Source organism: Stenotrophomonas sp. AS012628 (genome assembly GCF_010608305.1).
Lineage (GTDB): Bacteria > Pseudomonadota > Gammaproteobacteria > Xanthomonadales > Xanthomonadaceae > Stenotrophomonas > Stenotrophomonas geniculata.
Map to the genome: position 1 here is coordinate 1 of NZ_VMBJ01000070.1, position 14,467 is coordinate 14,467.

Annotated in this window: 13 protein-coding genes and 1 tRNA gene; 12 read left to right on the top strand and 2 right to left on the bottom strand. The window is 68.2% G+C overall.

The window, feature by feature from the left end:
- On the bottom strand, window positions 1-231 hold a 231-nt coding region (locus G5A07_RS22270), incomplete at its 3' end, for a hypothetical protein (protein WP_223107737.1).
- On the opposite strand from G5A07_RS22270, the gene fdhE reads away from it, so the two are divergent.
- From fdhE to selD, 5 genes are all read left to right on the top strand, one after another.
- The gene (gene fdhE, locus G5A07_RS20235) at window positions 230-1,213 is read left to right on the top strand and encodes a formate dehydrogenase accessory protein FdhE (protein ID WP_191863908.1); all 984 of its coding nucleotides are present in this window, start codon (window positions 230-232) and stop codon (window positions 1,211-1,213) included. The genes G5A07_RS22270 and fdhE overlap by 2 nt on opposite strands.
- A 4-nt stretch (window positions 1,214-1,217) precedes the next feature.
- The gene (selA, locus tag G5A07_RS20240) at window positions 1,218-2,642 is read left to right on the top strand and encodes an L-seryl-tRNA(Sec) selenium transferase (RefSeq protein ID WP_191863909.1); all 1,425 of its coding nucleotides are present in this window, start codon (window positions 1,218-1,220) and stop codon (window positions 2,640-2,642) included.
- Window positions 2,639-4,570, top strand: coding sequence for a selenocysteine-specific translation elongation factor (selB, locus tag G5A07_RS20245; protein WP_191863910.1), 1,932 nt, complete (start codon window positions 2,639-2,641; stop codon window positions 4,568-4,570). Before selA ends, selB begins: the two co-directional genes overlap by 4 nt.
- 24 nt (window positions 4,571-4,594) lie before the next feature.
- Window positions 4,595-4,690 (top strand) — tRNA-Sec (locus G5A07_RS20250).
- 26 nt (window positions 4,691-4,716) lie between these two features.
- Window positions 4,717-5,796 carry a selenide, water dikinase SelD gene (gene selD, locus G5A07_RS20255; RefSeq protein ID WP_191863911.1) on the top strand — a complete coding sequence of 360 codons (1,080 nt, stop codon included), beginning with the start codon at window positions 4,717-4,719 and terminating at the stop codon, window positions 5,794-5,796.
- Window positions 5,797-5,854: 58 nt separating this feature from the next.
- Here selD and G5A07_RS20260 read toward each other — a convergent pair whose 3' ends face one another.
- On the bottom strand, window positions 5,855-6,715 hold the full coding sequence (locus tag G5A07_RS20260) for a YicC/YloC family endoribonuclease (RefSeq protein WP_191863912.1): 861 nt from the start codon (window positions 6,713-6,715) through the stop codon (window positions 5,855-5,857).
- A 124-nt stretch (window positions 6,716-6,839) separates the two neighbouring features.
- On the opposite strand from G5A07_RS20260, the gene rph reads away from it, so the two are divergent.
- The 7 genes from rph (at window position 6,840) to pepQ (ending at window position 14,050) form a co-directional block, all read left to right on the top strand.
- Complete coding sequence (rph, locus tag G5A07_RS20265; RefSeq protein WP_012512000.1) at window positions 6,840-7,565, top strand: ribonuclease PH; 726 nt, start codon at window positions 6,840-6,842, stop codon at window positions 7,563-7,565.
- Window positions 7,562-7,951 (top strand): VOC family protein, encoded by a 390-nt coding sequence (locus G5A07_RS20270; protein ID WP_010484034.1) that lies wholly within the window; start codon window positions 7,562-7,564, stop codon window positions 7,949-7,951. Before rph ends, G5A07_RS20270 begins: the two co-directional genes overlap by 4 nt.
- Complete coding sequence (rdgB, locus tag G5A07_RS20275; protein ID WP_134958672.1) at window positions 7,948-8,544, top strand: RdgB/HAM1 family non-canonical purine NTP pyrophosphatase; 597 nt, start codon at window positions 7,948-7,950, stop codon at window positions 8,542-8,544. The genes G5A07_RS20270 and rdgB overlap by 4 nt, the downstream gene beginning before the upstream one ends.
- A 56-nt stretch (window positions 8,545-8,600) precedes the next feature.
- A complete protein-coding gene (gene hemW / locus G5A07_RS20280) occupies window positions 8,601-9,827 on the top strand; it encodes a radical SAM family heme chaperone HemW (RefSeq protein WP_262405903.1) in 1,227 nt (408 codons plus the stop codon).
- 165 nt (window positions 9,828-9,992) lie between these two features.
- Window positions 9,993-12,272, top strand: a complete 2,280-nt coding sequence (locus tag G5A07_RS20285) for a DUF1631 family protein (RefSeq protein WP_191863913.1) — start codon at window positions 9,993-9,995, stop codon at window positions 12,270-12,272.
- The gene (locus G5A07_RS20290) at window positions 12,269-12,643 is read left to right on the top strand and encodes a PilZ domain-containing protein (protein WP_010484030.1); all 375 of its coding nucleotides are present in this window, start codon (window positions 12,269-12,271) and stop codon (window positions 12,641-12,643) included. The genes G5A07_RS20285 and G5A07_RS20290 overlap by 4 nt, the downstream gene beginning before the upstream one ends.
- Before the next feature lie 75 nt (window positions 12,644-12,718).
- On the top strand, window positions 12,719-14,050 hold the full coding sequence (gene pepQ / locus G5A07_RS20295; protein ID WP_191863914.1) for a Xaa-Pro dipeptidase: 1,332 nt from the start codon (window positions 12,719-12,721) through the stop codon (window positions 14,048-14,050).
- Window positions 14,051-14,467 lie beyond the last annotated feature (417 nt).

The window sequence follows — 14,467 nt, forward strand, 5'->3', positions numbered from 1 at the left end:
AACCGGACCCACCCCGCCTTCGACAGTTTCCCGCTGCTGTCGGAATGGCATGAGCTGCTCTTGGTGGGTGTCGACCTTGGTCGACACGATGAACATGGCAACGACCGAAACCGGTTTTTGTAGAGTCGAGCCATGCTCGACTGCTTTGCTCGACTGCGTTGTTTGAACACGCTGGACGCCAGCGACGACAACGGCGAGGATGGAGGCTGGTTCTTCTGGCTGGCCCTGCATGGCGCAACGCATCCTTGAACCCGGTGAGATCGAGACACTGGCCTCGCGCGATGTTCCGCGCATCATCCTGCCCGATGTCGCTTCCCTGTTCGCCGAGCGCGCGACGCGCCTGCGCAGCCTGGCTGCGCACAGTGCCATCGGCGGTTACCTGCAGCTGCTGGCGGCGTTGGCCGATGCACAGCAGGCGCTGCTGGACGAGCTGACACCACAGCAACGCGAGACGCTGCAGTCGCAGGCACCTGCGCAGCAGTCGAGTGCGGCGGCCGGTGCCGGCATGCCGTTGCGGCCGGCCAACACGCTTCAACTTGATGGACGCTGGCGCGACTGGCTGCGCACGCTGTGCCAGCACTGTGCCGACGAAGCCGGGCTGCCGGCGGAAACCCGCCATGAGTTGCAGCGCGTCGCTGCGGCCGACGATGCCTGGCTGGAGGCGCAGGCCCATGCCGTGCTGGAGCGTGATGATGCGCCATCGGTGGACGCGGTCGCGGCGCTGCTGGTGATGAACGCACTGCAGGTCTACTGGGCGGTGCTGGCGGACAGCTTCCGCTCCACCGACCTGAAACCGCTGGCCGATGCACCCGGCCTGTGCCCGTTGTGCGGCTCGCTACCGGTGGTCAGCGTGGTGCAGGCACGTCCACCCTATGCGTCCTACCGTTACCTGTCGTGCTCGCTGTGCGCCTGCCAGTGGCACTACGTGCGCGTGCAGTGCAGCCAGTGTGGCACCGCCGGCAAGGACATCGCCTACCGCGCCCTGGCCGATGTGGATGGCGACAGCGGCGAGGCGGTGCGCGAGAGCGCGGTCCGTGCCGAGACCTGCGACCACTGCCACAGCTACCGCAAGATCCTGTATCTGGAGAAAGACCCGTCACTGGAGCCGGTGGCTGATGACCTCGGCACGCTGGCGCTGGACCTGCTGCTGGGCGAAGAAGGTTATGCGCGCGCCAGCCAGAATCCGCTGCTGTGGCAATCCGACGGCGAGTGAGGCGATGACAGCCACGCCCCCCACCCCGGCATCGGTTTCCGCGCTGCCCTCGCTGGACCGGTTGCTGCGTCTGCCTGCCTTGGCAGCACTGATCGAGGGCCACGGCCGCAGCCGCATCACCCAGCTGCTGCGTTCGCACCTGCAGGTGCTGCGCGACCGTATCAGCGCCGGCCAGCTTTCGGCCGCGCAGCTGCAGGAAGCGGTTGGCGGTCCGGCGCTGGTCGCGGCGATCGAGTCCGCACTGGCGGCCGATGCCCGGCTGGATCTGCAGCCGATGTTCAATCTGACCGGCACCGTACTGCACACCAATCTCGGGCGCGCATTGCTCCCCGATGCCGCCGTGCACGCGGTCAGCCGCGCGATGACCGCGCCGGTGGATCTGGAGTTCGACGTCATCCGTGGTCGTCGCGGCGACCGCGATGCACGGGTGCAGGCATTGATCTGCGAACTGACCGGCGCTGAAGCCGCCACCGTGGTCAACAACAATGCGGCGGCGGTCCTGCTGCTGCTCAACAGCCTGGCCAACCGCCGCGACGTGGTGGTGTCGCGCGGCGAACTGGTGGAGATCGGTGGCGCCTTCCGCATTCCCGACGTGATGCGCAGCGCCGGTGCGCGACTGCTGGAAGTGGGCACCACCAACCGCACCCATCCGGCTGACTTCGCCAACGCCATCGGCGCGCGCACCGCACTGCTGATGGAGGTGCACGCCAGCAACTACGCGATCACCGGCTTCACCGCCAAGGTCGACACCGCGGCGATGGCGGCAATCGCGCACGAACATGGCCTGCCGCTGGTGGTGGACCTGGGCAGTGGCAGCCTGTGCGATCTGGCCACGTTCGGCCTACCGCACGAGCCCACTGTGCAGGAAACGCTGGCAGCCGGCGCCGATCTGGTTTCGTTCAGTGGCGACAAGCTGCTGGGTGGGCCTCAGGCCGGCATCATCGCCGGCCGCGCCGACCTGATCGCGCGGATCAACCGCAACCCGCTCAAGCGCGCGCTGCGCATGGACAAGATGGGCCTGGCTGCGCTGGAAGCGGTGCTGGCCCTGTACCGCGAACCGGAGCTGCTGGCACAGCGCCTACCGACCCTGCGCACGCTGTCGCGCACGCAGGACGACATCGATGCGCAGGCCCAGCGCCTGCTGCAGCCGATGCGTGCCTCGCTGGCGGCGGACTACACCCTCGAGCCTGCTTCGATGCACAGCCAGATCGGCAGCGGCGCGCAGCCACAGGCGCAGCTTGCCAGCGCCGGACTGCGCATTGCCAGCGCACGCCGTGGCGGACTGGATCGCCTGGCCAAGCGCTTGCGTCAGCTACCGCGCCCGGTGCTGGGCCGCATTGCCGATGACGCGTTGTGGCTGGACCTGCGCTGCCTGGAACCCGGGGACGAAGCGGCCTTCCTCGCCCAATGGAACGCGCTGCAGGCATGATCGTCGGCACCGCCGGGCATATCGACCATGGCAAAACAAGCCTGGTACGCGCACTGACCGGCATCGAAACCGATCGCCTGCAGGAAGAGCGTACGCGCGGCATTTCGATCGAACTGGGCTACGCCTATGTCCCGGTGGAAAGCAGGGACGTCGAAGGCTCGGCCGCGACGCTGGGCTTCGTCGACGTTCCGGGCCATGAGCGCTTCGTGCACACGATGGTGGCCGGCGCCACGGGTATCGATGTCGCCCTGCTGGTGATCGCTGCCGACGACGGCGTGATGCAACAGACCCGCGAGCATCTGGCCATCCTGCAACTGCTGGGCGTGGACCGCGGTGCGGTGGCGCTGACCAAGATCGACCGTGTGGATGTAGCGCGCATCGCCCGGGTCGAGATCGAGATCGCTGCGCTGCTGGCCGGAACGCCGCTACAGGATTCCCCTGTATTCGCCTGCAACAGCACCTCAGCCGATGATGCCGGCATCAGTGCACTGCGTACCCAGCTGCACGCGTGGGCGGCGGACGACGCCAGCGCGCGCCAGGCCGCACTGCGCAGCGAACTGTTCCGCATGCCGGTGGACCGCGTGTTCTCGCTGGCCGGCCACGGCACGCTGGTGACCGGCGCGGTACATGGCGGCATCGCCTTGGTGGGTGAGCATCTGCAGCTGATGCCGGCCGCCACTGAAGTGCGCATACGCAGCATCCACGCGCAGAACCAGGCCAGCGACCACGCGATGGCCGGGCAGCGCTGCGCGTTGAACCTGGCAGCCATCGCTCGTGACGACATCCGCCGTGGCGACTGGATCGCCGACCCGCGCGCACTGCTGCCCACCACCCGCGTTGATGTGCGCCTGCGGCTGTCCGCGTTGGCCGCGCCATTGCGCGACTGGGCGCCGCTGCATATCCACTGGGGCACGATGCACCGGCAGGCCCATGTGGTGCTGCTGGAGGACGACGATCACGGCAATGGGCAGTTGGTGCAACTGGTGTTCGATGCGCCGGTCTGTGCGATGTGTGGCGATCGCTTCATTGCCCGCGACTCGGCGGCAACCCGTACGCTGGGCGGCGGTGTCGTACTCGATCCGGATCCGCCACAGCGGCGGCGGCGCAGCCCTGCACGCCTGGCGTGGCTGGTGGCGCTGGAACAGCTGGCCACCTGCGCAGATGTTGGCCCGCTGCTTCAGCAGGCGGCCACCGGAATTCCATTGGCCGCACTGCAGCGCTACTGCCGGCGCGCCGCCGACCGGATCGATCTTCCTGCAGGCGCACAGCGCATCGCCACCCGCGACGACACGGTGGTCATCCTCGCTGCGCACTGGCAGGTGCTACGCGAACAGGTAATCGCCTCACTGCGTGGCTGGCATGAACGACGCCCTGACGAACCCGGTGTCGACAGCGGGCGCCTGCAACGCAGCACCCTGCCTGCACTGGCAACGAGCCTGTGGAACGCGCTTCTCCAGGACCTGCTGGACGACGGCAGCGTGCAGCGCGTGGGCGCCTGGTGGCGCATGCCCGGCCATGACCATGCGCCACCGGAACGCGAGCGTCTGCTGCTGGAACGCGTGCTGCCGCAACTGCACGCCGGTGGCTTCGATCCGCCGTGGGTGCGCACCCTGGCCGCCGACATCGGCCTGGCCGAAGACGAGGTCCGCGCCATTCTGCGCCGCGCCACCACACGTGGCGAACTGTTCCAGGTGGTACCGGACCTGTTCTATGCACCGGCCCGCATTGCCGAGCTGGCCGCGATCGTCGCGCAGCTGTCGCAGGCCAGCGGCGCGGTGGATGCGGCCGCTTTCCGCGATGCCATCGGCCTGGGCCGCAAGCGCAGCATCCAGATCTTGGAGTTCTTCAATCGCGTTGGCTACACTCGACGCGTCGGTGACCAGCATCGGCCGCGTGGCGACCTGCAGTGGAACGCAGCCCGCGACTGAGCCCACCGCTACCGCCGTACTTTCGGAAGGCATGCGCATCCGGGCATGCGGCTGGGCTTCAAACCCAGTAGGGGGCGTCGATCGTTCCCTGGTAGGTTCGACTCCTGCTGCCTTCCGCCATTCGTGTTTCCGCAGGAGATGTCGGCATGGCCACGCACGCGCAGTCCCCCGCCCCTTCAACGGCCGATGCCCCGCAACGACTGACCTCTCTCGCGCATGGCGGCGGCTGCGGCTGCAAGATCGCGCCGGGCGTGCTGACCGAACTGCTGCGCGGCGTGCCGGCGCTTCCGGCACCGGCTGAGCTGCTGGTTGGTCGCGAGACCAGCGACGACGCCGCGGTGTACCGCCTTGATGACCGCCAGGCGATTGTCGCCACCACTGATTTCTTCATGCCGATCGTCGACGACCCGTTCGACTTCGGCCGCATCGCCGCCACCAATGCGCTGTCCGACCTGTATGCAATGGGCGCACGGCCATTGTTCGCGCTGGCCATCGTCGGCATGCCGATCAACAGCCTGCCGCAGGACACCATCCGCGGCATCCTGCAGGGCGGCGAACGTGCCTGCGCCGATGCCGGCATCGTGGTGGCCGGTGGCCATAGCATCGATTCGGTGGAACCCATCTACGGCCTGGCCGCGATCGGCGTGCTCGACCCGCAGCGGCTCAAGCGCAATGCCGATGCCCGCGCCAGCGATGTGCTGGTGCTGGGCAAGCCGCTGGGCGTGGGCGTGTATTCGTCAGCACTGAAAAAAGAAGTGCTGGACACCGACGGCTACCGGCAGATGATCGAGTCGACCACCCGACTTAACACCGTGGGCGTGCCGCTGGCGGCGCTGGACGGCGTGCATGCCATGACCGACGTCACCGGCTTCGGCCTGCTCGGCCACCTGCTGGAAGTGTGCCGTGCCAGTGGCGTTGCCGCCGAGGTGGACAGTGCACAGGTGCCGCTGCTGCCACAGGCGCTGGAGCTGCTGCAGCGTGGCTGCGTGACCGGCGCCTCCCACCGCAACTGGACTTCCTATGGCACCGAGGTGCGCTTCGCCGAGGGGTTGCCAGCATATTGGCAGCCGCTGCTGACCGACCCGCAGACCAGCGGTGGCCTGCTGGTGTCCTGTGCTCCGGAAGCGCTGGATGCGGTGCTGGCCTGTTTCCACGACGCAGGGTTCGGCCAGGCAGCCGTGGTGGGGCGATTGGGCGAAGGAGCGCCGGGCGTCAGCGTGCGCTGAAGCGCTGAAACGACAGGGGCGCTCTAAGCGCGCCCCTGCTGTAGCGCTGGATGCAACATCACTCGATGTTCTGCACCTGTTCGCGGATCTGGTCGATCAGCACCTTCAGCTCCACCGCGGCATTGGACGTGCGGCTGTCCACCGACTTCGAGCCCAGCGTGTTGGCTTCGCGGTTGAACTCCTGCAGCAGGAAGTCCAGGCGGCGGCCGACCGGCTCACGCTGCTTGAGCACGCGGCGGATCTCGACGATGTGGCTGCCAAGACGGTCCAGCTCTTCATCCACGTCCAGCTTCTGCAGCCACAGCACCAGCTCCTGCTCGGCGCGGCCCGGGTCGACCGGGTGCGGCAGGTCGGCCAGGCGTGCGGCCAGCTTTGCGCGCTGGCCGTCGCGAATGGCCGGAATCAGCGTGCGGACTTCCGTGGCGATGCGTTCGATGCCGTCCACGCGCTCGCTGATGGCCGCGGACAACTTGCCACCTTCACGCTCACGGGCCTCGACGAAGCCGTCCAGCACCTGGTCCAGCAGGGCCAGTGCCTCGACCTGCAGGGCGGCGGCATCTGTAGCCTCGCCACGGGTCACGCCCGGCAGCTGCAGCAGGTCGGTGAAGCTGACCTGCAGGTTGGGGAAATCGGAGGTCAGGCGGTGCGCCAGGCGGCCCAGCTGGCCCAGCAGGGCCTCGTCCACCTGCAGGTTGGCCGCCGCTTCCGGCGCGCGCAGGCGCATCACCAGATCCAGCTTGCCACGGCTCAGGCGTGCGGCGATGCGCTCGCGCAGCTGCGGTTCGAGCACCCGCAGTTCCTCGGGCAGGCGGGTGCCGACCTCCAGGAAGCGGTGGTTGACCGAGCGCAGCTCGCAGCCCAGCGTGCCCCACGGGGTGACCCGCTCGCCGCCGGCATAGGCGGTCATGCTTCGAATCATGGATTGTGTCCGGTGCGTGCAAAGGGGGAATGGTACCCTAGCGCCCTCATCAGAGCCCCCTTGCCCGCCCCGTGAAGGCCGCGGACGTGGCGGCGTACTCCCTCGCCATTACGGAACCCGCACCATGTCCGATTCCCGCCCCAGCGGCCGCCAGCCCGACCAGCTCCGCCCGGTCGTCATCCAACGCGGCTTCACCCGCCACGCCGAAGGTTCGGTGCTGGTGTGCTTCGGTGAAACCCGCGTGCTGTGCACCGCCAGCGTCGAGAACCGCGTGCCGGGCTTCCTGCGCGGCAAGGGCGAAGGCTGGGTCACTGCCGAGTACGGCATGCTGCCGCGCGCCACCCACACCCGCAGCGACCGTGAAGCGGCCCGCGGCAAGCAGGGCGGCCGCACGCTGGAGATCCAGCGCCTGATCGGCCGCAGCCTGCGCGCGTGCGTGGACCGCAATGCGCTCGGCGAGCGCACCATCACCCTCGACTGCGACGTGCTGCAGGCCGACGGTGGCACCCGCACCGCCGCCATCACCGGTGCCTACGTGGCCCTGGTCGATGCGGTGAACGTGCTGATGAAGCGTGGCGACATCAAGCGCAACCCGATCCTGGGCGCGGTGGCCGCCGTGTCGGTGGGCGTCTACCGCGGCACCCCGGTGCTGGACCTGGACTACGCCGAAGACAGCGACTGCGACACCGACATGAACGTGGTGATGAACGACGGTGGCGGCTTCATCGAGCTGCAGGGCACCGCCGAAGGCCATGCCTTCCGTCGCGACGAGCTGGACGCGCTGCTGGGCCTGGCCGAAAAGGGCGTGCGCGAACTGCTGGACGCACAGCAGGCAGCGCTGTCGGCATGAACCGCCGGATCGCGCTGACCACCCTTGTGGTGGCCGACTATGACGAAGCCATCGCCTGGTACACCGGCAAGCTCGGCTTCACGCTGCTGGAAGACATTGACCAGGGCCACAAGCGCTGGGTCGTGGTCGGCCCGACCGACGGCAGCGCCGCCGCCCTGCTGCTGGCCCGTGCCAGCAATGAGGAGCAGCGCAGCCGCATCGGCAATCAGACCGGTGGCCGGGTAGCCTTCTTCCTCAACACCGATGACTTCCACCGCGACCACGCCGCGATGCTGGCCGCCGGTGTCGAGTTCCTGGAAGCGCCGCGCGAAGAACCCTATGCAACGGTCGCGGTGTTCCGCGATCTGTATGGCAACACCTGGGACCTGCTGGAGCCCCGTCAATGAAGAAACTGGTACTGGCCAGCCACAACGCCGGCAAGCTGGTGGAGATGCAGGAGATCCTCGCGGACCTGCCGCTGCAGATCACCTCGGCCGCCGAACTCGGCCTGGGTGACGTGGAAGAGACCGGCCTGACCTTCGTCGAGAACGCGCTGCTGAAGGCGCGCGCCGCCTGCGAAGCAACCGGCCTGCCGGCGCTGGCCGATGATTCGGGCCTGATCGTCGATGCCCTCGGCGGTGCGCCGGGCCTGTACAGCGCGCGCTATGCCGGTCACCCGACCAACGCGGCGGCCAACAACGCCAAGCTGCTGGACGCGATGGCCGATGTTCCCGACGGCCAGCGCAGCGCCCGCTTCTATGCGGTGATCGTGCTGCTGCGCCACGCCACCGACCCGCAGCCGCTGATCTGCGAAGGCCGTTGGGAGGGCCAGATCATCCGCGAGCTGCGCGGCACGAATGGTTTCGGCTACAACCCGGTGTTCCTGGACACCACCCACGGCCTGACCGCCGCGGAAATGGCGCCGGCGCTGAAGAACGCCATCAGCCACCGCGCCATTGCCCTGCAGCAGCTCAAGCAACAGCTGGCGACGCTGTACTGACGCCACCCGATCGAACCAGGGAAGCCGGCCAGCGGCCGGCACTACCGAAGAAGCCCATGCCGCACGCCCACGACCACTGCAACCACCTGCCCGGCGAAGCCTGCTCCGCTGACCACGACAGCCCGCCGCGGCTGGTGCCGCCACCGCTGTCGCTGTATGTGCACCTGCCGTGGTGCGTGCGCAAATGCCCGTACTGCGATTTCAATTCGCACCAGGCCAAGGGCGAGCTGCCGTTCGACGCCTACATCGATGCCCTGCTGCGCGACCTGGACCAGGACCTGCCGCTGGTCTGGGGCCGGGTGGTGCACAGCGTGTTCTTCGGCGGCGGCACGCCCAGCCTGTTCCCACCGGAAGCGATCGACCGTTTCCTGCAGCAGGCCAGCGCGCGCCTGCGCTTCGCGCCCAATGCCGAAATCACCCTGGAGACCAACCCGGGCACCGCCGAGCATGGCCGTTTCGACCGCTACCGCGCGGCCGGCGTGAACCGCCTCAGCTTCGGCATCCAGAGTTTTGAAGACGCGATGCTCAAGCGCCTGGGCCGTATCCACGACAGTGACGAAGCCGAGCGCGCGGTGAAGATGGCGCAGGACGCGGGCTACGACAACTTCAACATCGACCTGATGTACGCGCTGCCGGAACAGACCCTGGCCGGGGCCGAGGCCGATCTGGAACGCGCCTTCGCACTGCAGCCGGCGCACATCTCGCACTACCAGCTGACCCTGGAACCGAACACGGTGTTCTTCGCGCGGCCGCCGCAGGGCATTCCCGATGAAGACAACGCCTGGGACATGCAGGAACACTGCCAGGCACTGCTCGCGCAGGCCGGTTTCGGCCAGTACGAAGTCAGCGCCTATGCGCGCCCCGGCCGGCAGAGCGCACACAACCTGAATTACTGGCGCTTCGGCGATTACCTGGGCATCGGTGCCGGTGCGCACGGCAAGATCAGTTCAGGCGCCGAAGAACACGTGCTGCGCCGCTGGAAGCTGAAGCATCCGCAGGCCTACCTGGACAGCGCGGGTACCCCGGCCTCGTTCGGTGGTGACGATGTGATCGCGCCCGAGCGCCTGCCGTTCGAGTACATGCTGAATCTGCTGCGCCTGCACGAAGGTTTCGGCCTGCGCGATTTCGAGTCGCGCACCGGCCTGCCGCGCAGCGTACTGGATGCCCCCTTGGTCGAGGCCGTGCAGCGCGGCTGGCTGGACGTGACGGATGGCCATGTGCAGCCGACCGAGCTGGGCCGCCGCTTCACCAACGATGTGGTGAGCCTGTTCCTGGAAGATTGATGCTCGCCTGGCAGAGCGTCGTGCCGGCCAACGGCCGGCACTACCGTTCATCGGTCGGGCCATGCCCGGCGAACGAAATGCACATCCACCCTAAAGTAGCGCCGACAGCGGCCGACACGGTAGATTCACCAGATCGATCCGCGGGAATCCGGGTACCGCCTGCCGATGTCAGCCGTCTTTTCCATCACTCCTGCCGACAAGAACCGACTGGCCGCCAGCGACCTGCCACCGCGGGTACGTGAGCTGTTGGGCGCGCTGATCGGCCTGTGCCGGCAGACGCTGGCCGCGCCCCTGATCCTGACGGTGGAGGCGCTGGAGCAGAATCTGCTTCACGACGCCGACCGCGCACGCAATCCGCAGCAGCAGGCCGAGCTGATGGCCCAGCGTGGGCAGCTGCATGCGTTCTCCGGCCACTTCGCCGACCGTATGCTCGACGCCGTGGCCGATGCCCTCGCACGGCTGCGCGAACCGGCCAGCGGTGTCAGCACCAGTGCTACGCCGCCCGCGCTGCCGGGCATGCTCGGGCTGTCGCTGGTCGATGAGCATGAAGTGGATCGCGACCTGCTGCTGACCGAGATGGTGCGGCGCGAGACGCTGCGTTCAACCAACACACTGAACCTGCTGGGCCAACGCCTGGGCGTACTGGCGGCGGCGCCGGCCTTCGAGGCCGACACCCTGCCACTGGCACCGCAGGCACTGTGCGCGATGGTGCGCCGGATTGCCGAACAGGACGCGCTGAGCGTCGAGGTACAGCTGGCGCTGTATCGCAGTTTCGAACGGCAGGTGCTGGAACGGCTGGGCGATATCCTTGACCGTGCCAATGCCCTGCTGGCCCAGTCCGGCGTACTGCCGGGGCTGGTCTACACCCCCTACCTGGCACGCTCGTCGAGCACGCGGCGGATCATCACCCAGTCGGTGGGTGGCGGCCGCACTACGCAGCCGGCCAAGCGCGCCGCAGCCCCGCTGACCGGCTGGAACGGTTCGGCACCGGCCGGCTCCTGGTCCAGCCTGGTACAGGACGCCTTCCACGGGGGCGGCGCAGCCGGCCCCGCCACGCCGGGCGTAACCACGTCCACCGGCGGTGCATTGCATGAACTGCTGCAGCAGGCACGGCATGCCAGCCCTGCCCCTGCGGACAGCGGCGCAGTGCCCAGCGCGGCAGTCGACGCAGTCCTCGCGCGCCTGCAGGCCCAGTCCAGTGCCGCAACCGGAGTGGCCGACCTGCAGGCTGCCGTGGTCGCGCAGCTGCGCAGCGAGCATGGTGCGCAGGCCCAGCTGGGCAGTCACGACCGTGACAACCTCGACCTGCTGCGCATGCTGATGCAGCAGGTGCAACAGCAGCAGCGTCCCGATCCGGTGCCGGCCGCCCTGCTGGCGCGCCTGCAGGTGCCCCTGGCACGCGCGGCCATGGCCGACCCGGGCTTCTTCGTACGCGACGAACACCCCGCGCGTGAGCTGCTCAACCAGATCGCCGAAGTCGGCGCCAACTGGCTGGGCGATGACGATGTGGACCCACAGCTGCTGCAGCGCATGGCGCAAAGCGTGCAGGGCCTGCTGGGGCAGGATGCACGTGCGCCGGAGGCCTTTGCCGCCGCCAACGAAGACGTGCAGCAGCACCAGCGCGCGGCGGCCCATCGTGCCGAACTGGCCGAGCGCCGCCATGTGGAAGCCGCGCGCGGCAAGGAACGATTGGAACTGGCCCGTCGCCAGGCCACCGCGCAGATCGACCAGTGCTGCGACACGCAGTCGCCGCCGCGCTTCGTGCAGACCCTGCTGCGCCAGGCCTGGGCCGATGCACTGACCCTCACCCGCCTGCGCCATGGTGACGATTCGCCACAGTGGCAGGAGCGCCTGCAACAGACCGAGCGCATCGCTGCCATCACCGCACAGGCCATCGACGCCCCTGGCGGCACCGATACCGCGCTGGCAGCGGAGGTGGAAGCCGCACTGCTGCAGGTCGGCTACCACGCCGAGGAAGCCGCCGCCGTCGCGCGCAGGCTGGCCACGCCCGGCGGCGAGGATGAAAGCACCTCGCGTACCGAGCTCAGCGCACGCCTGAAGGTACGTGCGCGCCTGGGCGAGCACGCCGGCACGAACAGTGGCACCGCACCTGCCACACCGCGCAGCAGTACTGAAGAAGCGGCCTACCAGCAGCTGTCCACGCTGCCGTTCGGCAGCTGGTTCGACATCGACACGGGCGATGGCACGCTGCGCCGCCAGCGCCTGTCCTGGTACAGCCTGCTGACCGGCCATGCGTTGTTCGTCAATGCGCGCGGGCAGAAGATCACCGATACCGACCTGGATACGCTGGCGCGGCAGATCAGTGCCGGGCGCGCGCAGCTGGTCACCGAAGACAAGGGCCGGCTGGTCGACCGCGCCTGGGAAGCCAGCCTCGGTGCGCTGCGTGCACTGGCCACGGGCCGCGCACAGGAGACCCCCGCATGAAAGCCGTACCGCCGCAGGACACCCGCCGCGCGCCGCGCCGCCAGGTCTCGGACCTGGTGCCGGTCACCGACCAGATGCGCGAGTGCGTGGTCGGGCGCCTCGGCAATGTCTCCGAAACCGGCATGCTGATGCTGGCCAGCGTGCCGCTGCGCGAGGATGCGCTGTACCAGCTGCGCTTCCCGTTGCCACTGGGTGATGGCCGCCAGCAGGCCATCGACGTGGGCGTGCATCTGCTATGGAGCGAGCCCGCGCACGTACCCGGGCAAAGCTGGACCGGCTTCCGCTTCCTCACCCTGTCACGCGAGCATCGGCAGCTGCTGCGCCAGTGGGTGGGCGAGGACAGCGACGAGGGACCGGTTTCGACGGCCTGAGTGCCGGTTCCGGCACAGCGGTTTTTCGCGGTATGCGGCAGAATCTAGGGCCGTTTTCCGTGTCGAGCCACCGCAATGATCCAGCAAGACCCCGGCGCCCTGTATTCCGACCACCTGGCCGTGCTGTGCCGACGTGCCGAACAGGCGCTGGCCCGCGGTGGCTTCGATCACCTGGTGGTGCCCAGCGGCACCCTGCACTACCAGGTGTTCGACGACCGCGACTACCCGTATGCGGTCAATCCGCAGTTCAAGGCCTGGCTACCGCTGACCCGCGTGCCCAACAGCTGGATCGTGTTCACCCCGGGCAAGCGCCCGGCCGTGATCTTCCACCAGCCCTTCGACTACTGGCACGTGGTGCCGGACGCGCCCAGCGGCTGGTGGGTGGAGCACTTCGACATCCACATCATCCGCAAGCCCGAAGAGGCGCTGGCCCTGCTGCCGGCCGACCCGGCGCGCTGCGCCATCCTCGGCGAGCCGCAGAGCGCGCTGGGCAACTACGTGCCGAACAACCCTGCGCCGGTGGTGAATTACCTGGAATGGCACCGCGGCAGCAAGACGCCGTATGAGATCGCGCTGATGCGCCAGGCGCAGGTGCTGGGCGTGCGCGGCCACCGTGCCGCCGAAGCCGCGTTCCGCAATGGCGCCGACGAATTCAGCATCCACATGGCCTATTGCCAGGCCGTCGGCCAGGATGCCAACGAACTGCCCTACGGCAACATCGTGGCCCTGAACGAACACGCCGCCGTGCTGCATTACACCGAGCTGGGCCGCAAGGCGCCGCAGCCGCTGCGCAGCTTCCTGATCGATGCCGGTGCCAGCGCCTACGGCTACGCCAGCGACATCACCCGCACCTACGCCGCGCAGGGCCACGACGAGTTCGCGGCGATGATCGCCGCCGTCGACGCTGCCCAGCAGCAGATGTGCGCGGCGGTGCGGCCGGGCTTTGACTACAAGCAGCTGCACGTGGACGCGCATCTTTCGCTGATGGGCGTGCTGAAGGACTTCGGCGTGATCAAGGTATCGCCGCAGACCGCGCTGGAGACCGGCGTCAGCGCCGCATTCTTCCCGCACGGCATCGGCCACCTGATCGGCCTGCAGGTGCACGACGTGGCGGGTTTCGCGGCCAGCGACGAAGGCGGCCGCATCGAACGCCCGGCCGGCCACCCTTACCTGCGCCTGACCCGCGTGCTGGAACCGGGCATGGTGGTGACCATCGAACCGGGCCTGTACTTCATCGACATGCTGTTGAACGAAGTGAAGGACGCCGGCCATGGCGATGCGATCAACTGGGACCGCGTGGACTTCTTCCGCCCGTATGGCGGCATCCGCATCGAAGACGAAGTGCTGTGCACTGATGGCGAGGCGGACAACCTGACGCGGCCGGCGTTTGCGGCGGCCAACGGCTGAGCCCCTCGTGGTTGGGCGCTCAGAGCAAAAGCCGCGCTTGGCGGGGCGGGTAGGCCATGCAGGGGACGCTGCAAGTACGTCCCTGTAAGCTCGATGGCGCCATCCATGGCGCCAACGCCCCTGCATGGCCTACCCGCCCCACCTTTGACAGTTTCCTGCGCGCGTCCAACCACGGAAAAGAAAAAGAAAAGCAGAAGCGGGTCGCTTGCTGCGCTCGCTCCGTGTCGACCAAGGTCGACACCTACCAACAGCCGCGCGTGCCAACAGCCGCAATTGCCAGTAGATCCACGCCATGCGTGGATGATTCATTCGATGTCTGACAGATGTGCCGACCAACGGTCGGCACCCACCAACAGCCCCGTGAACCTGTCGAAGGCGGGGTACTGTGGGTTTGCGGGGTGTGAGCCGCATGGATGC

Bases quoted from the DNA above. Each gene is read 5' to 3' on its own strand.
- G5A07_RS20260 (WP_191863912.1), bottom strand. From the start codon at position 6,715: ATGATTCGAAGCATGACCGCCTATGCCGGCGGCGAGCGGGTCACCCCG.
- rdgB (WP_134958672.1), top strand. From the start codon at position 7,948: ATGAAGAAACTGGTACTGGCCAGCCACAACGCCGGCAAGCTGGTGGAG.
- G5A07_RS20290 (WP_010484030.1), top strand. From the start codon at position 12,269: ATGAAAGCCGTACCGCCGCAGGACACCCGCCGCGCGCCGCGCCGCCAG.
- hemW (WP_262405903.1), top strand. From the start codon at position 8,601: ATGCCGCACGCCCACGACCACTGCAACCACCTGCCCGGCGAAGCCTGC.
- selA (WP_191863909.1), top strand. From the start codon at position 1,218: ATGACAGCCACGCCCCCCACCCCGGCATCGGTTTCCGCGCTGCCCTCG.
- G5A07_RS20285 (WP_191863913.1), top strand. From the start codon at position 9,993: ATGTCAGCCGTCTTTTCCATCACTCCTGCCGACAAGAACCGACTGGCC.
- pepQ (WP_191863914.1), top strand. From the start codon at position 12,719: ATGATCCAGCAAGACCCCGGCGCCCTGTATTCCGACCACCTGGCCGTG.
- rph (WP_012512000.1), top strand. From the start codon at position 6,840: ATGTCCGATTCCCGCCCCAGCGGCCGCCAGCCCGACCAGCTCCGCCCG.
- selD (WP_191863911.1), top strand. From the start codon at position 4,717: ATGGCCACGCACGCGCAGTCCCCCGCCCCTTCAACGGCCGATGCCCCG.
- G5A07_RS20270 (WP_010484034.1), top strand. From the start codon at position 7,562: ATGAACCGCCGGATCGCGCTGACCACCCTTGTGGTGGCCGACTATGAC.
- fdhE (WP_191863908.1), top strand. From the start codon at position 230: ATGGCGCAACGCATCCTTGAACCCGGTGAGATCGAGACACTGGCCTCG.
- selB (WP_191863910.1), top strand. From the start codon at position 2,639: ATGATCGTCGGCACCGCCGGGCATATCGACCATGGCAAAACAAGCCTG.